Here is a 19,383-nt window from a genome sequence, read left to right as displayed (position 1 = left end):
TAGCCTGCGCGCCGTGTACCGACCGGCCGCTGTGCCCGGCCAGGTTGGGGGGTGCCTCTATGTCCTTCGTCAAGCGAGGCGTGGGGTTCTGGGTTCGTAGAAGGTTCCGTCGCGGAGCATGGCGAACAAGACGCTGATGCGGTGGCGGGCGAGTCGGAGGAGGGCCTGGGTGTGGGTTTTGCCGCGGGCTCGGCAGCGGTCGTAGTAGGTGCGGGAGGCGGGGTCGTGGAGGGCGGCGAACGCGGAGAGGAACATCGCGCGTTTGAGCTGCCGGTTCCCGCCTCTCGGAGCATGTTCGCCGTGGATCGAGGATCCCGACTGCCTGGTGGCGGGGGCGAGGCCGGCGTAGGAGGCCAGGTGGGCGGCGCTTGGGAACGAGGTGCCGTCGCCGACGGTGGTCAGGAGGACTGCGGCGGTCCTGACGCCGATGCCGGGCATCGAGACATCCGATCGGTCTATGGCGTCAAGCCGAGACCGGCAGCGGGGTGGGGAAGGCAGTGTCTTCGTCGTAGGTCTGGCGTGTGATGAGGCAGTGGTGGAGCTGGCCGAGGAGCCGGTTGAAGAGGTTGCGCAGAGCTGCAGTGTGACGGTCTCCGATGCTTCTGCGGCGGTCGTAGTGGCCGCGGGCGCCGCGGGATCCGGACAGCGCGGCAAAGGACCAGACGTAGCCGACTGCGGCCAGTCGCTGGTTCTTCACCTTGCGATGGTGGACGATCAAGGCTTTTGCCGGAGGCTCTGGTGATGGGGGCCGAGCCCGCGTATGCCTTGTGTCGGTGTGCCACTGACGATCACCGATTACGCCTGGGCCGTGGTCTTCTGTTTGAGGCGTTCGTAGGGGGTCTGGCCGCCGAGGCCGCCGTGGGGGCGATGGTAGTTGTAGTAGTCCTCCCACTCGCGCAGCTTGTCGTTGAAGACCTCGGCGTCGTCGATGGTGACGCCGTCGAGGAGCCGGTAGAAGCCCCGCCCTTGGGACCACGGGCCGCAGCACGAGCAGCGCAGCCCCTATCGCGGCCATCAGCAACAGACACATCAGGACAAGGGACAACACCGCGATGGGGGGCATGCAGTGTGCACTCGACAGCACGGCAACCCCTGCAGCCAGCAGGCCACCGGCTATTCCGCACAACGCCGTTGCTTTTGTATCGGCCCTCTGCACCTCGACGAAGGCGCGTTCAGCGTGCCCTTTCAACCGGTCCATCTCCGTCGGAATACTGCCTGGCTCGCGCATGTCGTCCCACACCCCTCCGCGGCCGTCGCCTGCTTGTCGTGGCAGTTGCCAGCCTGCTCTCAGCTGACGAGGATTGATGCCAACCGCAGGGCATGAGGAGGGGTAGGTTCCTCACTCCATGGCCTTCCGTGGGGCGTAGTCACGGGGATGTGGGTCGACGTCGGCGGGGCGGCGCCAGCGCCTACCGCTGGCTGAGCCTCGTTGGGCGGAGGCCAGCTCATGCCTCGGCCGTGACGCTCGTTTGACGCTCCGGGCGTCCGTGGGGTCCTTCGGCGGGGCTACAAATGGCGGCTGACCTGCGAATACGTCAGGTCCTCCCCCTTCTGACGTCTTTCCGATGACGCACCACGTGGAGTGTGTCGCGATCCTTGAACCGGCCGCAAAGGGCTCCTGACCTGCGGTTTTGTGCGTGCGCATTATGTGCGTTGTGGGCGTTACGGGCGATATCTTGACGCTGAATTGACGCTCGTGACGCTCATTTGACGCTCGCTCTGATGGGGTGTCAGGGGGGGGGCGGTGCGGCCCAGACAGCCTCGTCAGCGCGGCTGCGGGGCCCCTACAGCAGCGGCTGTGTGCTTGCTGCATGAGCAGCGGCCAGACTCATCGCCTAGTCGACGGGACAGTCCGTATCTGCCTCGCAGACAGGCGCTTCCCATCCGCTGACGCTTGCTGAGCTCAGCCTTCTACTGCCGCGCTACGGAAGCCGTCCCGAATGCGGTGGCCGGCAGCCGCGCCGCTGAACAGACCGGTGACCGCCAGTCTCATGGCTCATAGGTTCTGTCTACGACGACGCTGCGCACAGCGCGACCCAGGCGCTCTCCCGGGGGATTCGCCGGAGTTCGCACGCTCGTCGTGCTCGCCGGCCCATGCCGCTATCCGCGCTCATGGCCGAGTTCGAGCGCCGGAATGAGAACGGCGGAGGCGTCGCAGTCGGTGCAGGCGCGCGCCCCGTCCTGCATCAGCGCGTCCACGGCCTCCAGCGTGCCCAGCTCGGTCCCGCCGCCTGCTGCATGCCGGCACATGGCGTCATGCACGACCGTCCGCCCCAGGCGCTCGGGGGTGGGACGGACCACCCAGCCGGGGCCGGGCGCGGCGGCGGACCTGGCAGACGACGCGTCGGTACCCCGGACAGATCCACGCCCTCGGTGGGCGTCAGCTGTCGCGCGGTTACCCAGACCGTGTACTCCGCGGCCTCGACCCCGTCCGGGCGCGCGACCGAGGAAGGGACTCCGACGAGATAGCGCCATGGAAACGGGCCGGGCACCTCCGCCGTTCGTGGAGACCGACCCGAACGGTTTGCCCATCCGGCAAGGTCAGCGTTATCTCGGCCGGAAGGGATCCGGCCGTCCGCAGGCCACCACTCGGGCCGTCCACCTACCCGGCCCCGGCTTCCAGCTCCCGCACCGCCGTGCGCACCCGCTGCCCGGTCCCGGCATCATGCCAGTACGGGTGCCACCACAGCTGGACCGACAGCTCCAGCAGGCGCCGACGCAGTGCCGTCGTCCCCTCACGGTGGACCGGATCAGCGAGGCTCCGACAGGTCCAATCCCAGGCAGAGGGGGCAGCGATCAGGTCCTCGGGGAAGGCAGAGCATCGCATACGGTTATTGCATCGCGTTCGATTTCCGTCGCATCTGTGCAGGTAGTGGGCGCAGGGATGGGTGTGGTCGGGTAGGACTCATGAGCTGACAGTGATTATCAGCGAAGGTTGGGGACGAGGCGGACCGGTACCCGCGAAGCAGGAGATCCACCGCGCTCGAGCCAGCGGTCGACCCAGGCGGGCATGGAGTAGGCAAGCTGCTGCTGGGCGGCGTAGATCGCTGGGCGGTGTTCCTGGATCCATTTCAAGCGGTCGCCGCGGCGCTGGATGGCGCGAACCTCCAGCACTCCGGGCCGCTCGGCTAGGCCGGCGGCGACGGCGGTGCACTGGTCGCTGTAGCCGGGCGGCAGATGGCAGGTGCAGTGTTCGTCCACGGAGGCGAGGGGCAGGCCCCAGTCGGGCGCCGCGAGCAGCGCCATCAGCCGCCGGTGGCCGGTGGCGCCGGAACCTTCCGCGAACGTGGGGTCGATGACCCAGCGTTCGCCACCGCCGCATTCGTGGTGACCGAGCCAGCCGGTGACGGCCAGCGGCGCCCCGAGGGTGCGGATCAGGCCGACCCGGCGCAGCAGCCCGCTGGTCAGCCAGGCCGATGCGGTGCCGCGGCGGCCCGGCCGCCGGTAGGGACGCTCGGCCGGGTGCCACCGGGCTGGCAGGTCGCGGTGGCACGGCGTCATGCCGTAGGCGCCCATCTGCTGGTCCTGGACGTCGACCGCGCGCAGCCACTCGTCGGGGTCCAGACCCAGCAGGGTGACGGAGGCGGACGTGTCCAGCACGCGGAGCATCACCTGCCCGCGCTCGACGTGGGTACGTGCCCCGGGCACCCCCTTGATGTCGCCGTACTCGTCGGCGCGCGGCAGCAGCGCCTCGGCCAGGTCCAGGGCCTGGGTCTCGTCCGGGTCGCGCCGGTCGACCGGGTCGGCCTCGAATCGGATCAGGAGGCGGTCGGAGCGCGGGTCCACGTATTCGATACCCCAGGGGTGCAGAGTGGTGATCCGACGCCATGCCAGTGCGGCCATCACCCGGGCCTCCAGCAGCAGTTGGTCGACGTCAGGCTGCGGGATCAGCAAGGATCCAGGCGCGGCGGCCTCGACCCGGCGCAGGGCGGACTGCCAGGGCAACCCGGTGTACAGACGCAGCAGTTCGGCGCGACGTTCGACGGCGGTTGTCTTCATGACTCGGAGTCCCTCAACACCGCGGAGCCGTCCCGACACAGCGCGCGGCGGAGAGCCACGAGGAACATGCGGACCGTGCAGCGGTGCCGGCCGAGTTGGCTTCTCCACGGCGTGCTCGATGTCGGGTCGAGCACAGGGCAGGGACCCCGCCGGGCCCACCGCTCTGGATTTGACCACAGCGACCGGGGGCAGGCCCCCTGGTCGCCGGGGTGACGCGCCGCCGCGTCACCCGAACGTTCGCAGGGGGTTGATCGAAACATCGAGGGGATCCTGTCTGCAGGCGGAACGCGCGGCCACCTCTGGTGCTCAAAGCGGTCAACTGGGCGCGGCTCAGTCACATCGCCACGGGCTAGGCGCGGATCGGGGGCAGGTCGTAGCGGCTGACGGCCAGGTACGTCTCCGGGGTCGCCGCTTCGAGAAGACCCTCGTTGCCCTCCAGGTCGAGCTCCGGCTCCTGGGGACGGCGCAGCAGGTCGCTCCAGTCGCTCGTCGCACCCCGCTCGTAGGCGTCACGGAGAAGGGGGCGCAGCCGGGGACGGGCTTCCTCCTGCTGCTCGCGGAAGATCCGCCGCTGGGTGAGTCGCTGTTCTTCCTGAGCATCCTCGCTGAGCCCCTGGTCGACCGCCAGCTGGTCCTCGGCGCGCAGCCCCGGGGTGCGCCGGGCGATGGCGAGATCTTCCTCGTGGAGGCGCTCGCAGGCGGCGAACAGCTTCCGGGACATGCCGAGGTGGACCTCGGTTCCGGGGATTCGACAGGTGAGGAAGTCGTCGAGCCCCAGGGTGCGGATGCCCGCGCGCAGGGTGTGCTGCTCGACGTGGGGCGCTGCTCCGCGGGCGTCAGCCCGCAAGGCGAGGGTAAGGTCGTCGTCCTCCAGAGGGGTGGTCAGCCCGGAGCGCCGGTGTCGGGAAGCGCGGTCGGCCGGCACCGGCACCGTGCGCAGATGAGAGGCGGGAGCCGAGCGCAGCGCCAGGTAGGCGAGCATCTGGGCGCGGGCCGCGCCGATGAGCGCGTCGTCGCTATCGCCGAGGTGGTCTTCGAGGTTGCCCGGGCTCGCCGCTGCCTCGTCATCGGTGCCGGATCCGTCCGGGTGGAGCGGCGGCTGGCCGGGGTGCAGGTCGTGGTCGATGGTGAGGAAGAGGTCGTCTCCGGGCCGCACGGACGCTCCGACCAGGACGGTGCGGTGCGCGTACGAGCCGAGTATCTTGCTGCCAGCCTCCAGTTGTGCCCACCCCTTGCGGAGCGTGCCAACGCCGACGTTGCCGCCCTTGGCCTCGATCAGCCAGTACATCTCCTCCGCCTCGTGCCGTCCCCACAGGTCGGGCAGCTTCTTCTTCGGGTCCTTGAAGGTTTTGCTCAGGGCGGGGATGGGGCCGCCGAGTTCGAGATGTTCGGTCTGCCCGAGGCCCAGCAGCGAACGGCAGGCCCACTCGGTCATCGTCATGCCCAGCCGGTAGGCGGCGGCGTTCTTCGCCGTGCGCTCAGTCCCGTGCGCGTAGACCGGGTTCAGGGTCAGGCGCCGGCCCTTGGCGCCAGGTACGGGGTGCCGCGGCTTAACGGGGTGAGCGCCGAGGTAGGCGTACAGCGGGGAAACCCGGGCGACGAGTTCCCCGTGCGCGTACTGCGGCTGGTTCTGCAGGTGCGGGGTGATATCGCGGCCGACCTCGGTGGCGGCCTTGATGATCTCGCGCCACGTGGTGGTCGGGGCGTACCAGCCGTCCGCTGCCGGGAACCCGTCCGACCCGGTCCACGGCTTGTGCTTGTTGGTCCGCCACTGCCTCTTGGGCTTGTCCGCGGGTCCGTTACGGAACAGGACCGGTATGTCGAAGCTGTCGGCGTAGGTGAGCGGTGGCTCGTCGGGGACGTGTGCGGGGATCATGGGGTTCACGGGGATTACCCTGGCACGGGCCTGGGCCTTCCCGGGGGCCGGGCGGCGGGCTGCCGATCAGCGTGGCTCCTGTCGTGATGGCGCAGTCGCGGCCGTGTCCGATGGTGACTGATGTTGTTGGCCTGCCACCCGTCTCCTGGTGTTGTGCCGCTCACGGCCGGTCGGGCCAGAAGATCGACAAGGGGAGTCGGATGGAGGGCAGCTGTACCGCCTCGATCGGTCCGAGAACGGCTGCCGCGGCGCGAAGGGCTTCGTTATAGGAGCCGGAGCCAAGGACTTCGGCGGAACAGGCAGGACAGTCTCCGGGGCGTCGGGCGTGACCAGCACCGCTATCCCTGGAGCCTCGGACGTGCGCGAAGGCGTCGTCGGGGAAGTCGGCCCGCACGGCATGCCAGACCCCGACGCGTTCGTCGTCGGGAAGCCCGGCCGCTACCGCCGGCCGCATCGGCGGCAGCAGGCGTTCGTGGTCCTGGACGAGGAACACTCGGTCAGTGAAGTCGACGCTGTCCCCCTCGGGGCGCTCGTGCTCCAGCCACGCCCGGGCCTCCTCTCGCGTGCCCGGTCCCCACAGGTATTCCGTGGGGAACCGTGTGGTCTCGTAGCGGGTGTCGAACTCCGCCCAGTGAGCGTCATTCCAGCGACTGCCCGGGATGAAGGGGATGGCCCGTACCACGACGTGCTGGTACTCGTCGCTCTCCTGATCTTCCGTTGGGTCGGGGGTGGTGAGCGCGTCGGCGGGCTCCATCCGCGCCCGCCCGGAACCGTTCCAGCTCAGTACGGCGATCTCCCGGTGCAGAGGTGCCGGGTACAGGCGCCCGTCGGGAGTGGCCTGCCCCCACAACTGGTTGATCAGCTCCGCCAGGTCCCGCACCGTCCGGGCCGCACCGACGGGGGTATCGACATGGTGGCCGGAGGGATGGGCAACGTAGTTACGCAGCTTGGCCAGCGCGTCTTCGACCGCGCGGCTGCGACGCCCGCGGAGCAGACCCGCCGTGCGCGCCCACAGGCGGAGCCCGTGCAGCATCCCGTTGAACTCGATGGCGCGGGTGGCGACGACCAGCTTCGCGCGTTGCCGCGTCATCCTGTCCGCGCGCTTCTTGACGTCGTCGTACGACGTGACGGTGTAGGAGACGTCCGGGGAATGGGGGAAACGGAAGGTGATGGTGCCGGCGCACCACTCCATGAAGCGGTCGCGCAACGCCTGCTCGTAGATGAGGAGCGCCTGGTCGCTGACAATGGTGTACACGTCGTAGCACAGCACGCCGTAGGCGAAGATGGTGCGCAGCCGCTCGAAGGAATCGCGTGTTCCTGCCGCGACGCCCTCCGCCAGGTCGCAGTCGGCGATCTGCCGCTGCTGGAACTCCGCAGCGTTTTCGGGCCTCATACGGCCGCCAAGTCCCCAGGGGTTGAACGCCAGCGACAGATCGTCCGCGGCACGCAACTCCTCAAGCGGCCGGATCTCCATGTACTCCTCCTCATGATGGGAAACGGGCCAGCATGCACCTCTGGGCCCCTGGTTGGCCACCCCTTTCCTTCAGGTGACTTCGTGAGATCGACGCGAAATGGGAGCGGAAGGCAACAGTTCGTGTCCTTGGACAGCGAAGTCAGTCGTGTGCAGGCTGCTGATCTGGGACGACTAGGTTGAATGTCAACGAGAGGGTCGTTCAGTCGAAGGCGTGGACGATGCTCTCGATGATGGCGTGTACGCCGCTCCAGTCGGCGGTGGTGCTGTGCCGCTCGCGCCGGGCGGTCCTGAGCTTCTCCTCAAACGCCTTGTGTACGAGACCCTTGTGCGTCTTCGACAGGGCACCCTGATGCCGCTGCACGGCGGGGATGAAGGTTCCCAGGTGGATTGGTGCCAGGGTGCCGTTGATGGTCAGGACGTCCCTGCCGAGGTACATCTCCAGGGAACCGGCGACGCCGTTCACGTTGGTGATGGACACGGTGGGGGACGGCGACTCGATGGTGGGGTAACTGGCCAGCAGGGGCAAGTCCGGGTAGTGCAGCACCTGGCAGCCCATCGGAAGTCTCTGCCTCTTCAGTTTGGCGAGCGCCTCATGCCCTCCAGCGTCGTTGTCGGCGATGGCCACGAAGCGGTTGGCGACGCCGGCCGCAATGAACGCGTTGACCATGGTCGCGAGCATGCCTGCACTGCCGCGGGCGTTCGTTCCGGTGTAGTCGATGAAGCGAACGAAGCCCGCGAGATGCGGGTGGGTGATGTTCATGGCCTCGGTGAGGAGACGGGAGTCGGTGCTCCCTTCGGTGAGCACGATCAGCGGGGCGTTATCGGGAAGGGCTGAGAGCTGGCGTTCGCGGGTGGGTCCTGCGATGGGCTGCGTCGTGTCGAGGTGCACGCAGCAGCCAGTCAGCTCTCCGAGGTTCAGCCCGACCCGCATGTCGTCGGGGGCCTGGTCGATGATCAGCCGTATGAGGTTGCGCTCCTCAACGAACCAGCGGAGCTCCTCGACGTCACTGACGGTCTCGGTGGACTGATTCTCGTACTGGAGGTACTCCTGCACTGTGGCGAACGATTCATACGACCGGTGCGGTCGGATGGCCTCGCCAACGGAGGCGAGTAGTTGGTCGGGCTCGCGCGAAGGCCGGACGACGGTCTCCGACATCGACTTGCCCTGCGCTTGCCGTTCCCGCCGCTGGCTCTGTTCCTCGCTTTCATAGCGCTTGCGCCACTTGTCGATGCCTTCTCCCAGGCTGGCAACGGCACGACGCGAGGTGAACCCCTGCACGTTGAGACGCTGCCGCAGTGCCCGGGCGGTGGTGTAGTACCCGAGCGCGCACTCGCTCTCGGGCCACTCGTCGCCAGGGATGACCTCGCTTCCGTCAGCGCCAATGAACTTGCGGTCGGCCTCGATGAAGAGCGCTGCCAGTTCCTCGTCGTAGTGGTCGCGGGTGTAGAGGAACTGGCAGTCGCCAGCAACCAGATAGGAGTAATGCCCCATCCCGACAGGGTCCCATCCCATTGCGAACGTCGCGCCCCCCTTTCCGAGTGTGGCCAGTGGGCTCACCCGCACGACTAGGTTCGCTGTCAAACGACTCGGTTGGATGACAAGGGACAGTTCGCCGGGGGCAGACAGGAAAGAGCGCGGAAAGACTGGCCAACGCGGCCGAGACCATGTCAACGTAGACGACCTTGCAAGAAACCCCAGGTCAAAGAGGTGATTGCCCGTGACCATGGCTCCCGCTGGACCCGGTTTCTCCACCACCATCGAAGCCCTGCGGCTACGCGAGTGGCAGCTCGGTCCTGGCCAGCCCACGCTCGTCATGGACCAGTTCTCCGCGGAGGACTTCAACCTCATCGTGGACGACCGAGCGGACGTGCACGTCAGCAGTAAGGACGGCCGCTTCTACCTCGGCTGGTTCCCGCTCGGTCGCCCCGGCACCAACGGCGAAGGATGGAAGATCGCCGTCACCGGCACATCCAAGGTGCGCGGCTACCACCTGTCCTTCGACACCGAGACGCCGGCCGACATCGTCGCCGCTGCAGTGGCACGCGTGCTGGAGACCGCACGCCGGGTGTGACACCGCAGGGGCCGGCTGCCGACACGCCCTGGCAACAGATCGTACAAGGCGGGAAGCATGATCCATGCGGACGGGCGTGTTGTGAAGGTCACCCGGGCGCCAGAAGTCTCACATTCTGGATTCCAAGATCGAAATTAGGTGACGGCGTCTTAATGGATCTTTGAATGCAATCGCCGGCCTTTACCGCCTGCGGCGGCCGACCGAATGCAAGGCGCTGGTGCCCGCGCGCTACCCGGTGCGCTGGCACGACGCCCCCCGTACGAGCCCGTCCCAAAGCGGCCCTGCGGCCGGCTCGGCCCGGCGGCATGGGTGAGATGCGGCGCAACCAGCGGCGATGGACGCTGGAGGCATGAAGGCCATCTGGTCAGGCACGATCACGTTCGGGCTCGTGGCTTCTCTGAACCAGCGGCACGCCGGTGTTGAGGCGTCCCGCAACTGCGATGCCGCGACCGTCCTCGACGCGGCCCTCCAACTCGGCCGCAATCACTCGTAGCTCACGCCTGCCCCACCCTGGAATGCCCAGGAGGGGTCAGCGCCGGGCCGACCGCGGTGGCGCGGAGGGCGGCCCGGCATTGTTCCCTGGACATCACCGGGATATCCACTGCGAGAGGGTGGTTGGACCTCCCGGCAGCTGTACGTCCCCACGTACCGCCGGGAGGGGCTCAACTTCGGGTGACAGCCACCAGCAGCCCGGTGACGGTGGCCATGAGCATCATCACGGTGAGGGCTCCGGTGACCGGGACGGACCAGGCGGGGTGGTGGCGGAGCAGGACCAGGGCGCCGACGCCGGAGAGCAGGGTGACGGCGAACAGGAGCAGGATAAGGAGCAGCGTGGTCAGGGTCATGCCTCCTTCCGCTCCCGGGTGGCAGCCGCGGCGGCGCGCTCGGTGTGCTGCTTGCCGAGCCGCTTGAGCTTTGTCCGTACTCGCTCGCCGAGGGCCTCCGCAGCGAATCCGCGAAGGCCGGCTAGAGCCATGACATGGGCGGCCGCCTCGGTCCAGCTGGTGGTCTGGGAGTCGGCCCAGGCCATCGCGACGGCGCGCTCGACCGGCTTGAGGCGGGCAAGGACCGCGGCCATCCGCGGGTCGTCAGGCAGGGCGCCGACGAGCGTTTCGTACGGGTCCGGGCCGGCGGCGACGAGGTCGTAGACCGTCAGGCCGTTGCCGAGGCCGAAGTCCAGGCTCCACAGGCGGCTGCCGTTGTTCTTGCGCTGCCACAAGGGGGTCAGGTGCCGATGGAGTTCCCGGGCCTCGGCCTTGAGTCGCTCCAGGCCGTCGAGGCCAACCCGACCGTCGGTGTGAAGGGACCCGACCCAGTCGCCCAGCAGCGCGGTGGAGACCGGCTCCTGCCAGCCGGCGCCGCGCCACAGCCCCAGTACGTCGGTCATGAACTCTTCGACCGCGCGCTCGTTCCCGACGACGGCGGCGTGCCGCGCGGCGAGACCGCGGGCCGTGCGGAGCACGGGGCTGTCGGGCTGCAACGTGGTCTGCAGGACCGGGACGGGCGGAGCCTTGGTGGCGCGGCGGGGGCCACCAGCGTTCAGTTTGCTGAACGTGACGGGTGCGGTGTCTGCGATCTTGGGAATGACGGTCCCGTTGGGGTGGACCTCAATCAGCCCGATCGTGCCGGTACTCCCACTGTCAAAGGCGAACAGTGGGATGTCACCGGCCTTGCTGCGCTTCACCGTCATGTACGCCATCAGGTGCCCTTCCAGGGGCGCCCCGACGAAGGGGTACGGCTCGGGGATCTTGCTTTTGATCTGCCGCTGGTACGGCACCCAGGTATCGGTCGTCATCCGTGATCTTCCCTTCGAGGTTCGAGCCTTCCCTTCTCGGTCCCGGCGCGGACCTGTTCCGGCAATAAATCTGCGAGTCGCCGGTGTGACCCTGGTCACTCGAAAGAGGACCCGTGCCAGTGCCGACTGCGGCACTCAGCTACGCGTGGGTTCCGGTTGCGTCCAGGGAAGTGGTGTACGGGTTCGACCTGATCCGGGGGTTTGCTCCGGCTTCTGGCTGGTGCCCGCATAGATGAACGGCCACCGGCTGATCTTCGAAGTGTCGAAGCCTCGAAGGAGATCAGCACGATGACCGCACCTGACAGTCTGCCCCTGCACGCCCTCGCCGAGGACAACCTCGCCGCGGCGAGTCCCGATCTGCTGCGCGCGATGGTCAAGACGTTCGCCGACGCACTCATGTCCGCGGAAGCCGACGCCCTCTGCAACGCCGAATACGGCCAGGTCAGCGACGAACGCGTCAACCACCGCAACGGATATCGCCCGCGCGAGTGGGACACACGCGCAGGCACCGTCGAACTGGCCGTCCCGAAACTGCGCCAGGGTAGCTACTTCCCTCACTGGCTCCTCGAACGACGCCGGCGGGCCGAGCAGGCCCTCATCTCGGTGGTCGCCACCGCCTACCTGCTCGGCGTCTCCACCCGCAGAGTCGAGAAGCTCGCCGAGTCCCTCGGTGTCACCCAGCTGTCGAAGTCCCAGGTCTCGGCGATGGCCAAGCACCTGGACGAGCAGGTCACCGCCTTCCGTAACCGGCCTTTGGACACAGGCCCGTATGCCTTCGTCTGGGTGGATGCGCTGACCCAGAAGGTCCGCGAGGGCGGCCGGATCATCAACGTCCACGCACTGATCGCTGTCGGCGTCAACGCGGACGGGCACCGCGAGATCCTCGGCATCGACGTCGCCACTGCCGAGGACGGCGCCGGCTGGCTCGCCTTCCTGCGCTCCCTGACCGCCCGCGGCCTGTCCGGCGCGGCGTCCAGCTGGTCATCTCCGACGCTCACACCGGCCTGGTGAACGCGATCGGCGCGGTTCTGCCGGGCGCCTCCTGGCAGCGATGCTGCACGCATTACGCCCGAAATTTGCTGAGCCAGGTGCCGAAGTCCGCTCAGCCGTGGGTGGCCACGCTGCTGCGGACCGTCTTCGAACAGCCCGATGCCGATGCCGTCCAGGCCCAGATGCGACATGTGCTGGACGCGCTGGAGGCCAAGTTCCCCAAGGCGGCAGCGCACTTGGACTCCGCCCAGCACGATCTGCTGGCGTTCACCGCGTTCCCGCGTGAGAGCTGGCGGCAGATCTGGTCGAACAACCCGCAGGAGCGGCTGAACAAGGAAATCCGTCGCCGCACCGACGTGGTCGGGATCTTCCCCGACCGCGCCGCCCTGATCCGCCTGGTCGGCGCGGTGCTGGCCGAGCAGAACGACGAGTGGACCGAGGCCCGCCGCTACATGGGACTCGACCTGCTCGCCAAGGCCCGCCTCCACCCGATCGGGTCAGAAACCGACGACACCGCCCTGCCCACAGAACTCACCGCATAGCCTCAAAACGAGATCACCGAGTGGCCGTCGTTACACCACTCCAGCGGACGTGACCCGGGTTCCCGGCCGGGCGTACACGGCAGGCGGGCCCGGGCCTGGGGATGCGACGCTGGAGTGAAAGGGGGCTCATCGAGGGAGGCCCGATGCGGCCCGTCTGGAGCGGGGCGATCAGTTTCCCCTGGTCACTTCTCTGAACTGTCTCAAGGTGGGGTGAACGCGGCCGGAGGGCATCCTGTCGGGGCGGCGGACGGAGTTCCTGACGAAGCTTGGGGCGAGGCGGAAGAAGGCCGGCTGTTTCGTAGCGATTCCGCGAGGCCGGGCCTACCACTAAGCCTGAGGGCCCAGGCCCTGGCCGACTTGGTGGCCGGGACCTGGGAGCGGGTTAGTCCGCCTTGCTGTTCGTCTGCTTGGGCAGGCAGAACATCAGGGCCCACAGCAGGGCGAGGAAGCTGCCGACCCACCACAGCACGGGCCGAACCCGCCGAAGCCATCGAGTGGAGGGCTCCAGCGGTGAAGTGATCACTGCGCTCCAGTCTTCTCATGCCTATCCGGATCGGAGCCTGCGGTCGCGGCTGTGTTCGGCCCGTATCAGGTGTTCATGAGGTCGGGTCTGGCACGGGCATTCCGGTCAGTTGTTGGGCGTGCCGCGCTAAGTGCGGGGCGAGTTCTGGGTGGCCGCCGCGTCCGACGACCTGGAGGAGTTGGGCGAGTGCCACGAGTTCACCGGCTTTTCCCGCCGGCGTGGAGAGGATGTGGGCGAACTGGGCCCGGATGCGCTCGGCGGTAGCCGGGGTGGTCAGGCTGTACGCGTGCAGGAGGCCGATGTCGTAGCCGACGGGCAGCCTGCCCCAGCCCTCCCAGTCGAGGATGACCAGCGGCGCGCTTGTGAGGTTGGCCCAGTGCAGGTCGCCGTGCCCCGTCGTCCAGTCCGTGATCCGGATCGCCGGGATGCCCAGGAAGCGGGCGAAGTTCCGGTCAACCCACTGCTGGCGCACAGCCTGTCGCTCGGTGGCGACGGTCGCGATGGCGGCGAGGGCGGCCCGCAGGTCGGCCCACCAAGCGTCGGGCAGCTCCAGCTCCGAATGGAGGACGGGCCCGCCCGTCTGGAGAGCCGGCAGGGACACGTACTCGGTCAACTCCGCGCGGTACGCCTGGCCGCCTGCGGACCAGTCCAGCAGGTCGTGCAGCCGCGGGCGGGGTACCGAGCGCGGAAGCGCAGCGTCGGCGGCGGCCGTTCCCTCCCACAGGCGACCACCGCGCTTGTCCTCCGGTACGGAGAGAAGACGGAGCCACCAGCGGCCGGCTCGGCGGCTGATGGTGCGACCCTGCCACCCCCAGACTTCCGGCCCGGTGGCCTCCACGCCGAACTTCCGGGCCGCAGCCGCGTGCGCCCTCCGCATCCGCACCTGGTCGTCGCGTTGGCTCGGCGGAACGAACACCGCCGTGCGCTCCGCGGCCTTGCCGCTCCCCGACGCCGTCGCGCCGCTCATGGCCGTACTCCCAGGAGTCGGGCGGCGCCGGCGTCCAGCAGCTGCTCTCCCGCCCGGCGTCCGACACCCCTGGGGTCGGCTGCGGGGCCGCTCGTGACGGTGCGAAGGGGTGCACCGCCGTCTGGGTTGAGGACGACCGCATACACGGTGACGCACTCGTGTTCCTCGTCGAGAGTGGCGTGGACGGAAGCGGCGGTCAGGCAGCCGCCCCGCAGGGCGGCGAGGGCGGCGCGTTCGGCGTCCAGGAGGACCCGCGTCTGGGAGTGGGTGAGCGGGGCGAGGAGCCGGCTGGTGGTGGGGTCGTCGGCGCGGTGCTCGATGACGACGATCCCGGCGCCTGCAGCGGGCAGCCACACCGTGGGGTCCAGGATCTGTGAGGCGCGGTCCGCGAGGCCGAGGCGCCGGAGTCCGGCAAGGGCGGCGATCATCGCGTCCGCGCCCAAGGTCCCGGTGTCGAGCGCGTTCATCCTGGTGTCGGCGTTCCCGCGGATCGGTACGGGGATCAACTGCGGGTGCAGGGCCTTGAGTAGGGCAGCCCGGCGGGGTGCGCTCGTGCCGATGCGGGTGCCGGGTGGCAGGGTGTCCAGAGTGGCGGGTGGGCGCCCGACGGGCAGGACGAGAACGTCGCGGACGTCCTCGCGGGGCAGGACCGCTCCGACCGTGATCCCGGGGGCCCGGTCGTGAGGGCCGGGGATGTCCTTCGCGCAGGCGATGGTGGCCTCGACCCGGCCGTCGAGAAGGTGCTCGTCGGCCCGGCGGGTGAACGCGCCCTTTCCGCCGATCTCGGCCAGCGGGCCTCGGTGCTGGTCACCTTGGGAAGTGATCCTGAAGATCTTGAGGTCGATGTGCGGGTGCAGGGACCGGAAGGCCGTCTCGAACCGGCTGGTCTGCTCCATGGCCATGGGGCTGGGCCGGGTACCCATCCGAAACTGGATGGTGGTCGTGCTGGGTGTCATCGCGGATCGCTTTCAGGCGGAAGGGCTGAGGGGGAGTCGGCGTGGTGGCACGGACCCTGGCGGTGCGAGGCGACTCCCGCTTCCCGAGCCGTAGTTGTGAGGCTGTGCCGCAACTGGTCTGGGTCGGGATGGGCGAACCGTATGGTGCGTGGCATTTCCGGCTCCTTCTGCGATAGCGGTGGGGTGTGGCCGGCCGACCCGGCTCGGCCTGATCAAGGAAGGTCGCGTGGTCCGTACAGGGCGGCTGGTTGCTTCGTCATCAGCGCCCAGTACCGGTCGCCATGGCTCCAGTGCCACCACTCGGTCGCGTAGTTAACGAGTCCGGCGGTGGAGAGGGCGTTGGCTAGCGTGGTTCGGTTCGTACGGGCCTGGGTGCTGATTGAGTTCGCGCTCGTGTAGCAGGCACCGTCGCTTTCCTCGGGGCTCGCGTTCACGCGCGTGCCCATGTCCAGCTCGTGGCCATCGGCGTCCACGAGGGTGAGGTCAACGGCGGCGCCGGCGCTGTGCGGCGCGATCTCCGGAGGAGACACGTACCGGCTGGCGGCCTCGTGCACTTGGTCTTGGGGCCAGGTGGGGTTGGCCGTATGCAGCTCGTCCGCGTACTGCTGGAAGTACTGCTGTTGCAGGTCGGGCGGGCGGTACCCCTCGATGAACAGAAGGCGAAGGCCCTCGGGCAGAAGCGACTGGGCGTACAGGAGCCGGTCGAGGACTCCCTGCCGGAGATGGGCGAAGGCGCCCGCCGGGTCGGCCCTGCGGTCGTCGACCAGCAAGGTTCCGCGGACGTCGACGAGCGGCTCGCCGCAGTCCGCGACGGGGATGGCGGCGACGCGGCGGTCGGACATCAGGACGATGTTCATCTATGCCTCCAGGGCCCATGCACTGACGTACGCGACCGTGCCGGGGTGGCGGGCCTGCATCACTGCCGCCGGCCGGGTCATGTCGTACTCCCGCCAGCGGAGCTGGGAAACCGGGTCATTCGCATGAGTGCCGGATCGTGTGTGAAGCCGAGCGCCTCGTACAGCGGGGCCGAGCCTTCGCTGGCGTGCAGTTCGTAGAGAGTGACGCCGTCCTGCTCAAGGTGGTCCATGAGCGCGGTGAGGGCGGCCCGAGCGTAACCCCGGCGCCGGCAGCCGGGTTCAGTGGCGACGGCGTGGATACGTGCGGCCAGCCCCTTGGGGTACTTCGGTGCGGGGAGAAGCGGCTGGAGGAAGGCAAGGGTGCAGGTGGCGAGCCTTCCGCCGGTGGCGTCGATGACGTAGGCCCTGGCGTCGCCGCCGGGCTGGAGCCGGGCAGCGAGCTGGTCCCCGCAGAGGGCGAGCCAGATCTCGTCCAGGGGTTCGGACAAGATCAGCTCGGATCTGAGGCGGATGATCTCGCCGGCGTCGTCAGGACGTGCCAGCCGTGGAGTGGTCACAGCGGAAGCCTTTCTCGTCTACGAAGCAGGTGGTGGTGGGAGTGGCGACGTCGGGCGGTCGGCCGAGTCCGGTAGCCCGACCGGAACTCAGGTGAGGTACTCGTTGCCGGTGATGAGGGTGAGGGGCTGGCGAGGGGCGCGAGGTAGGCCGAGCCGAGCCCGTTCCCGGTGGACCGCGGTGCGCTGGTCGGCGGCGCTGCGCCCCAGTCGAACAGCTCGACGACCTGCTCGGGCGTGGCCAGGGCTCGGACGTAGGTCTGGCCGGTGGCAGGGTCGGGCCGGGCGGGGCCGATGCTCGTCAGGGCGGCACCCATGCGTCACTGCGAGGGGGCCGCGGAGAGTTGCGGATCGGGAGCGAGGGTGATGGTGATCCACGGGACAGCCTCGTCGCGATAGGAATGTCCGACGGGATCGGTGCCGCTGCGGTCGTCGAGGCTGAAACCGGTGACCATGATCATGTCCGAGTCATCGGCGAGGGAGACGAGGTGCGTTCCGCAGCGCGGGCAGAAGCCGCGGCGCAGAGTCGGCCAGGTCGCGTACCACATCGGCTCGCCACCGGGACCCGTCCACGTCAGCCCGTCCTTACGGAAGCCGACCCACAGGACAGCGGGACCGCCGGAGATGCGTGTCTCGTGTCGGCATGAGCACAGTTCCCTGTCAAGTCCTTGTGTTCAGGTTCAGGGTCGCGCCGAGGGTGGCCTCTGGGTGACCTACCGCCACGCCACTCGGGGAGCGGCCCTGCTCGTTGTAACAGCTGACTCATCTCACCAAAGTAGGGCAGGGCCAGATTAGTTCGCAGGGATTCCGGCCGTGCAGCGTTCCTAATCAAAGACGTTGAGCACGCGTCCGCGGATCTTGCGTTGCCCGAGCCTGAGGTGTGACAGGCGAAGTTCACCGATGGCGGTGGTCCTGGCGAGTTTGCGGGTCTCCCAGAACATCTTCATCCACTCCGGATGGGTGACTTCCCAGAGATAGATGGCGAGGTTTTCCCTGAGGAGTTTGGTGAGTTTCTTGCCGTTGAGGATGCGTTCGCGGACGTCGATGTTCTGGCGGGGGCCGAGGCACTGGACGGCGGTCAGGAGGTCCTCGCTCTCCAGATGGTCCGGCGGGATCTCTCCAGCCTGGAGGGCGTCTGCGAGCTCTCGGACCTGCTGGGGTGCGGGAAGGTCCTTGGCGGAGTGGAGGGCCAGCATGGCGGCCACTGAGTCTGTGGTTGTGGGCCGCATGACACGGCCTTCGAGACGGACTCGCTGCGCCCATTCGACGGCTTCGATCTGCCGTTGCTGTCCGGTGAGCTCGGCGATGTTCTCGTCCGCCAGGGCGGCGGCGCCGGCGGCGTGCCAGGGCGGGTGTTGCCGCGGTAGTGAGTCCAGGAGGGGTTTCCTGCTCCCCAGGAGAGTGCCCGCGTGGTGATCATGGTCTGCCAGAGACGGGCAACGGTCAGCGCATCCTCGCGCGGGTCGTTGTCGCCCCGCTCAGGAGACATGCCGTGCATGCCGCCGCCCGGCCGAAGACCGGAGGCGGAAGACGGTTGGGCCGGCTTGGCGCGCGGATCGCGCAGGTTGGCCTTCGCCAGCGCGGCCGGACCGCAGCCGGTGTGGTAGCGCTTGCCGCGTATGCGATGAGCGAACGCGAGCGTGTCGACGGTCCGCTTGAGCAGGGAGTCTGGGATGTCGGTGACCATGGCGGCCGCGCGAAAGTCGGCGGTGAGGATGTCGTGGCCGATGACTAGCCGCTTTCCGTGCAGAGCGTTGATCAGGCGGCTGGCAGGGCGGGGTTTTTCGATCAGCTCTTGTCCCGTGACGCGGAGTTCGGCCCCGTTCCATTCGGTATGGACCAGCCCGGCCCGGCCGATCACCCAGCCTTCCGGCGGCGCGGGGGTAACCCCGCGTCCGTGAGCACGAGAGCCGCGATCGACGTCGACGTCGCAGAAGGTCAGTGCCAATGGGCGCGACGGCCCCTGTCCCTGCTGATGCTGGCGGCGACGACGTGATGCCTTGCCCAAGGGATGCTCCATTCCTCCAGACGGTGTGACGCAGTGCGATCGCATCGTGACAGAAGCCACTGACAATCCAGTCTGACCTGGGGAAAGCATCACGGGCCTGCGTCCGCGGCACCGACCAGGGCCTGCGAGGGAGCAGGTGACGTCGCCCGATCCGTGGACAGGCGGTCAACTAGCCGTGCTGTGCTCGGTCTCCGGCACCGGGGGCAGCCAGTGCACGGCGTTCTCGCGGAAGGACGCGTGGATCGGCACGAGGTCTGGACCGCTGGTGTCGTCGAGGGCGGTGACGTTGATGCCGATCTCCGGAATGTCGCTGTCGATCGCCGCGACGCGGCTACCACAGGTCGGGCAGAAGCCGCGCTTCGCCTCGCCCTCGAAGGTCTCGTACCAGGTTGGCTCGCCGCCCTCACCGGTCCAGGTGACCGTCTCGAATCCCACCCACCACATCACGGGTGTGCCGCCGAGCTTCTGACAGTGGGGACAGGCACAGGTGTGGGCAAAGACTGCCGGACCCCGAGTGGTGAAACGGATGCGGCCGCACAGGCAGCCGCCGGTACGGTCCCCAGCTGCGTTGGCTCCTTGGGTGTCGGCGGCGGGGGTGGCGTTCATATGGTGATCTCCCGGGCTTTCTGGGTGAGTTGGGCCCATCAGTGTGCCATCGCTTCTGTGATCGCCAGGACGCTGTTGGCGGCTCTGGTGTGGCCTCGGCCGTGTACGCCGATTGCGGCGAGCGTCACGGGCCGGGCGACGAAACTGCTACTCAGGGGCGTCTG

General features: G+C 68.5%; 18 protein-coding genes and 5 pseudogenes. 3 read left to right on the top strand and 20 right to left on the bottom strand.

From position 1 onward, the window contains the following. Positions 1-69: 69 nt before the first annotated feature. From JK361_RS39610 to JK361_RS39575, 10 genes and pseudogenes are all read right to left on the bottom strand, one after another. A pseudogene (locus tag JK361_RS39610) lies at positions 70-444 on the bottom strand (transposase); the annotation flags it as partial. Between the two features lie 19 nt (positions 445-463). After that, a pseudogene (locus JK361_RS39605) lies at positions 464-767 on the bottom strand (IS110 family transposase); the annotation flags it as partial. A 28-nt stretch (positions 768-795) separates the two neighbouring features. Beyond that, positions 796-957: pseudogene (locus JK361_RS42925) on the bottom strand (integrase core domain-containing protein); the annotation flags it as partial. Positions 958-1,006: 49 nt separating this feature from the next. Continuing rightward, positions 1,007-1,198: pseudogene (locus JK361_RS42980) on the bottom strand (Pycsar system effector family protein); the annotation flags it as partial. 902 nt (positions 1,199-2,100) lie between these two features. Beyond that, complete coding sequence (locus JK361_RS42295) at positions 2,101-2,475, bottom strand: DUF6233 domain-containing protein (RefSeq protein ID WP_268983298.1); 375 nt, start codon at positions 2,473-2,475, stop codon at positions 2,101-2,103. A gap of 127 nt (positions 2,476-2,602) precedes the next feature. After that, a complete protein-coding gene (locus JK361_RS42975) occupies positions 2,603-2,827 on the bottom strand; it encodes a DUF8825 domain-containing protein (protein ID WP_504739922.1) in 225 nt (74 codons plus the stop codon). Positions 2,828-2,925: 98 nt separating this feature from the next. Further along, positions 2,926-3,999 (bottom strand): hypothetical protein, encoded by a 1,074-nt coding sequence (locus JK361_RS39590; RefSeq protein ID WP_201827842.1) that lies wholly within the window; start codon positions 3,997-3,999, stop codon positions 2,926-2,928. Positions 4,000-4,348: 349 nt separating this feature from the next. After that, positions 4,349-5,875, bottom strand: coding sequence for a gamma-glutamyltransferase (locus JK361_RS39585; protein ID WP_236054628.1), 1,527 nt, complete (start codon positions 5,873-5,875; stop codon positions 4,349-4,351). A 160-nt stretch (positions 5,876-6,035) separates the two neighbouring features. Next, complete coding sequence (locus JK361_RS39580) at positions 6,036-7,349, bottom strand: hypothetical protein (protein WP_201827835.1); 1,314 nt, start codon at positions 7,347-7,349, stop codon at positions 6,036-6,038. Positions 7,350-7,548: 199 nt separating this feature from the next. After that, positions 7,549-8,841, bottom strand: a complete 1,293-nt coding sequence (locus JK361_RS39575) for a HEPN/Toprim-associated domain-containing protein (protein ID WP_201827832.1) — start codon at positions 8,839-8,841, stop codon at positions 7,549-7,551. 226 nt (positions 8,842-9,067) lie between these two features. Between JK361_RS39575 and JK361_RS39570 the strand changes: the two genes are divergently transcribed. Further along, on the top strand, positions 9,068-9,421 hold the full coding sequence (locus JK361_RS39570; protein ID WP_201827829.1) for an SPDY domain-containing protein: 354 nt from the start codon (positions 9,068-9,070) through the stop codon (positions 9,419-9,421). Positions 9,422-10,083: 662 nt separating this feature from the next. Here the strand turns inward: JK361_RS39570 and JK361_RS39565 are convergent. Together JK361_RS39565 and JK361_RS39560 are read right to left on the bottom strand one after the other, a co-directional pair. Beyond that, positions 10,084-10,266 carry a hypothetical protein gene (locus JK361_RS39565; RefSeq protein ID WP_201827825.1) on the bottom strand — a complete coding sequence of 61 codons (183 nt, stop codon included), beginning with the start codon at positions 10,264-10,266 and terminating at the stop codon, positions 10,084-10,086. Next, the gene (locus JK361_RS39560; protein WP_201827822.1) at positions 10,263-11,216 is read right to left on the bottom strand and encodes a hypothetical protein; all 954 of its coding nucleotides are present in this window, start codon (positions 11,214-11,216) and stop codon (positions 10,263-10,265) included. The genes JK361_RS39565 and JK361_RS39560 overlap by 4 nt, the downstream gene beginning before the upstream one ends. Before the next feature lie 288 nt (positions 11,217-11,504). Here JK361_RS39560 and JK361_RS39555 point away from each other — a divergent pair. Further along, positions 11,505-12,748, top strand: a pseudogene (locus JK361_RS39555) (IS256 family transposase). Positions 12,749-13,130: 382 nt separating this feature from the next. On the opposite strand, the gene JK361_RS39550 reads toward JK361_RS39555, so the two are convergent. The 7 genes from JK361_RS39550 to JK361_RS39520 form a co-directional block, all read right to left on the bottom strand. Continuing rightward, positions 13,131-13,271 (bottom strand): hypothetical protein, encoded by a 141-nt coding sequence (locus tag JK361_RS39550; RefSeq protein WP_201827819.1) that lies wholly within the window; start codon positions 13,269-13,271, stop codon positions 13,131-13,133. A gap of 73 nt (positions 13,272-13,344) precedes the next feature. Next, positions 13,345-14,238, bottom strand: a complete 894-nt coding sequence (locus JK361_RS39545; protein WP_201827816.1) for a hypothetical protein — start codon at positions 14,236-14,238, stop codon at positions 13,345-13,347. Beyond that, positions 14,235-15,194 carry a hydroxymethylbilane synthase gene (gene hemC, locus JK361_RS39540; protein WP_201827813.1) on the bottom strand — a complete coding sequence of 320 codons (960 nt, stop codon included), beginning with the start codon at positions 15,192-15,194 and terminating at the stop codon, positions 14,235-14,237. Before hemC ends, JK361_RS39545 begins: the two co-directional genes overlap by 4 nt. Positions 15,195-15,406: 212 nt before the next feature. Continuing rightward, a complete protein-coding gene (locus JK361_RS39535; protein ID WP_201827810.1) occupies positions 15,407-16,051 on the bottom strand; it encodes a M15 family metallopeptidase in 645 nt (214 codons plus the stop codon). Between the two features lie 77 nt (positions 16,052-16,128). Then, positions 16,129-16,608: a GNAT family N-acetyltransferase gene (locus tag JK361_RS39530; RefSeq protein ID WP_201827807.1), complete on the bottom strand. Its 480-nt coding sequence runs from the start codon at positions 16,606-16,608 to the stop codon at positions 16,129-16,131. A 317-nt stretch (positions 16,609-16,925) separates the two neighbouring features. Further along, entirely contained in the window at positions 16,926-17,210 is a 285-nt protein-coding gene (locus tag JK361_RS39525; protein WP_236054625.1) for a GFA family protein, read from the bottom strand. Positions 17,211-17,429: 219 nt separating this feature from the next. Beyond that, on the bottom strand, positions 17,430-17,801 hold the full coding sequence (locus JK361_RS39520; protein WP_201827805.1) for a hypothetical protein: 372 nt from the start codon (positions 17,799-17,801) through the stop codon (positions 17,430-17,432). Positions 17,802-18,097: 296 nt separating this feature from the next. Here JK361_RS39520 and JK361_RS39515 point away from each other — a divergent pair, with 296 nt between their 5' ends. Further along, positions 18,098-18,340 carry a hypothetical protein gene (locus JK361_RS39515; RefSeq protein ID WP_201827802.1) on the top strand — a complete coding sequence of 81 codons (243 nt, stop codon included), beginning with the start codon at positions 18,098-18,100 and terminating at the stop codon, positions 18,338-18,340. Between the two features lie 438 nt (positions 18,341-18,778). Here JK361_RS39515 and JK361_RS42920 read toward each other — a convergent pair whose 3' ends face one another. Continuing rightward, positions 18,779-19,219 (bottom strand): GFA family protein, encoded by a 441-nt coding sequence (locus JK361_RS42920; protein WP_201827798.1) that lies wholly within the window; start codon positions 19,217-19,219, stop codon positions 18,779-18,781. Positions 19,220-19,383: the final 164 nt, after the last annotated feature.

This window comes from Streptomyces musisoli (assembly GCF_016741855.1).
Taxonomy (GTDB): Bacteria; Actinomycetota; Actinomycetes; order Streptomycetales; family Streptomycetaceae; genus Streptomyces; species Streptomyces musisoli.
This window is presented reverse-complemented; position numbering and strand designations above follow the sequence as displayed.

Excerpts from the sequence above, each read along its gene's own strand:
- JK361_RS39590 (WP_201827842.1), bottom strand. The coding sequence starts at position 3,999 with ATGAAGACAACCGCCGTCGAACGTCGCGCCGAACTGCTGCGTCTGTAC.
- JK361_RS39580 (WP_201827835.1), bottom strand. The coding sequence starts at position 7,349 with ATGGAGATCCGGCCGCTTGAGGAGTTGCGTGCCGCGGACGATCTGTCG.
- hemC (WP_201827813.1), bottom strand. The coding sequence starts at position 15,194 with ATGACACCCAGCACGACCACCATCCAGTTTCGGATGGGTACCCGGCCC.
- JK361_RS39535 (WP_201827810.1), bottom strand. The coding sequence starts at position 16,051 with ATGAACATCGTCCTGATGTCCGACCGCCGCGTCGCCGCCATCCCCGTC.
- JK361_RS39520 (WP_201827805.1), bottom strand. The coding sequence starts at position 17,801 with ATGCTGGCCCTCCACTCCGCCAAGGACCTTCCCGCACCCCAGCAGGTC.
- JK361_RS42920 (WP_201827798.1), bottom strand. The coding sequence starts at position 19,219 with ATGAACGCCACCCCCGCCGCCGACACCCAAGGAGCCAACGCAGCTGGG.
- JK361_RS39565 (WP_201827825.1), bottom strand. The coding sequence starts at position 10,266 with ATGACCCTGACCACGCTGCTCCTTATCCTGCTCCTGTTCGCCGTCACC.
- JK361_RS42295 (WP_268983298.1), bottom strand. The coding sequence starts at position 2,475 with ATGGCGCTATCTCGTCGGAGTCCCTTCCTCGGTCGCGCGCCCGGACGG.
- JK361_RS42975 (WP_504739922.1), bottom strand. The coding sequence starts at position 2,827 with ATGCGATGCTCTGCCTTCCCCGAGGACCTGATCGCTGCCCCCTCTGCC.
- JK361_RS39545 (WP_201827816.1), bottom strand. The coding sequence starts at position 14,238 with ATGAGCGGCGCGACGGCGTCGGGGAGCGGCAAGGCCGCGGAGCGCACG.
- JK361_RS39575 (WP_201827832.1), bottom strand. The coding sequence starts at position 8,841 with ATGGGGCATTACTCCTATCTGGTTGCTGGCGACTGCCAGTTCCTCTAC.
- JK361_RS39585 (WP_236054628.1), bottom strand. The coding sequence starts at position 5,875 with ATGATCCCCGCACACGTCCCCGACGAGCCACCGCTCACCTACGCCGAC.
- JK361_RS39560 (WP_201827822.1), bottom strand. The coding sequence starts at position 11,216 with ATGACGACCGATACCTGGGTGCCGTACCAGCGGCAGATCAAAAGCAAG.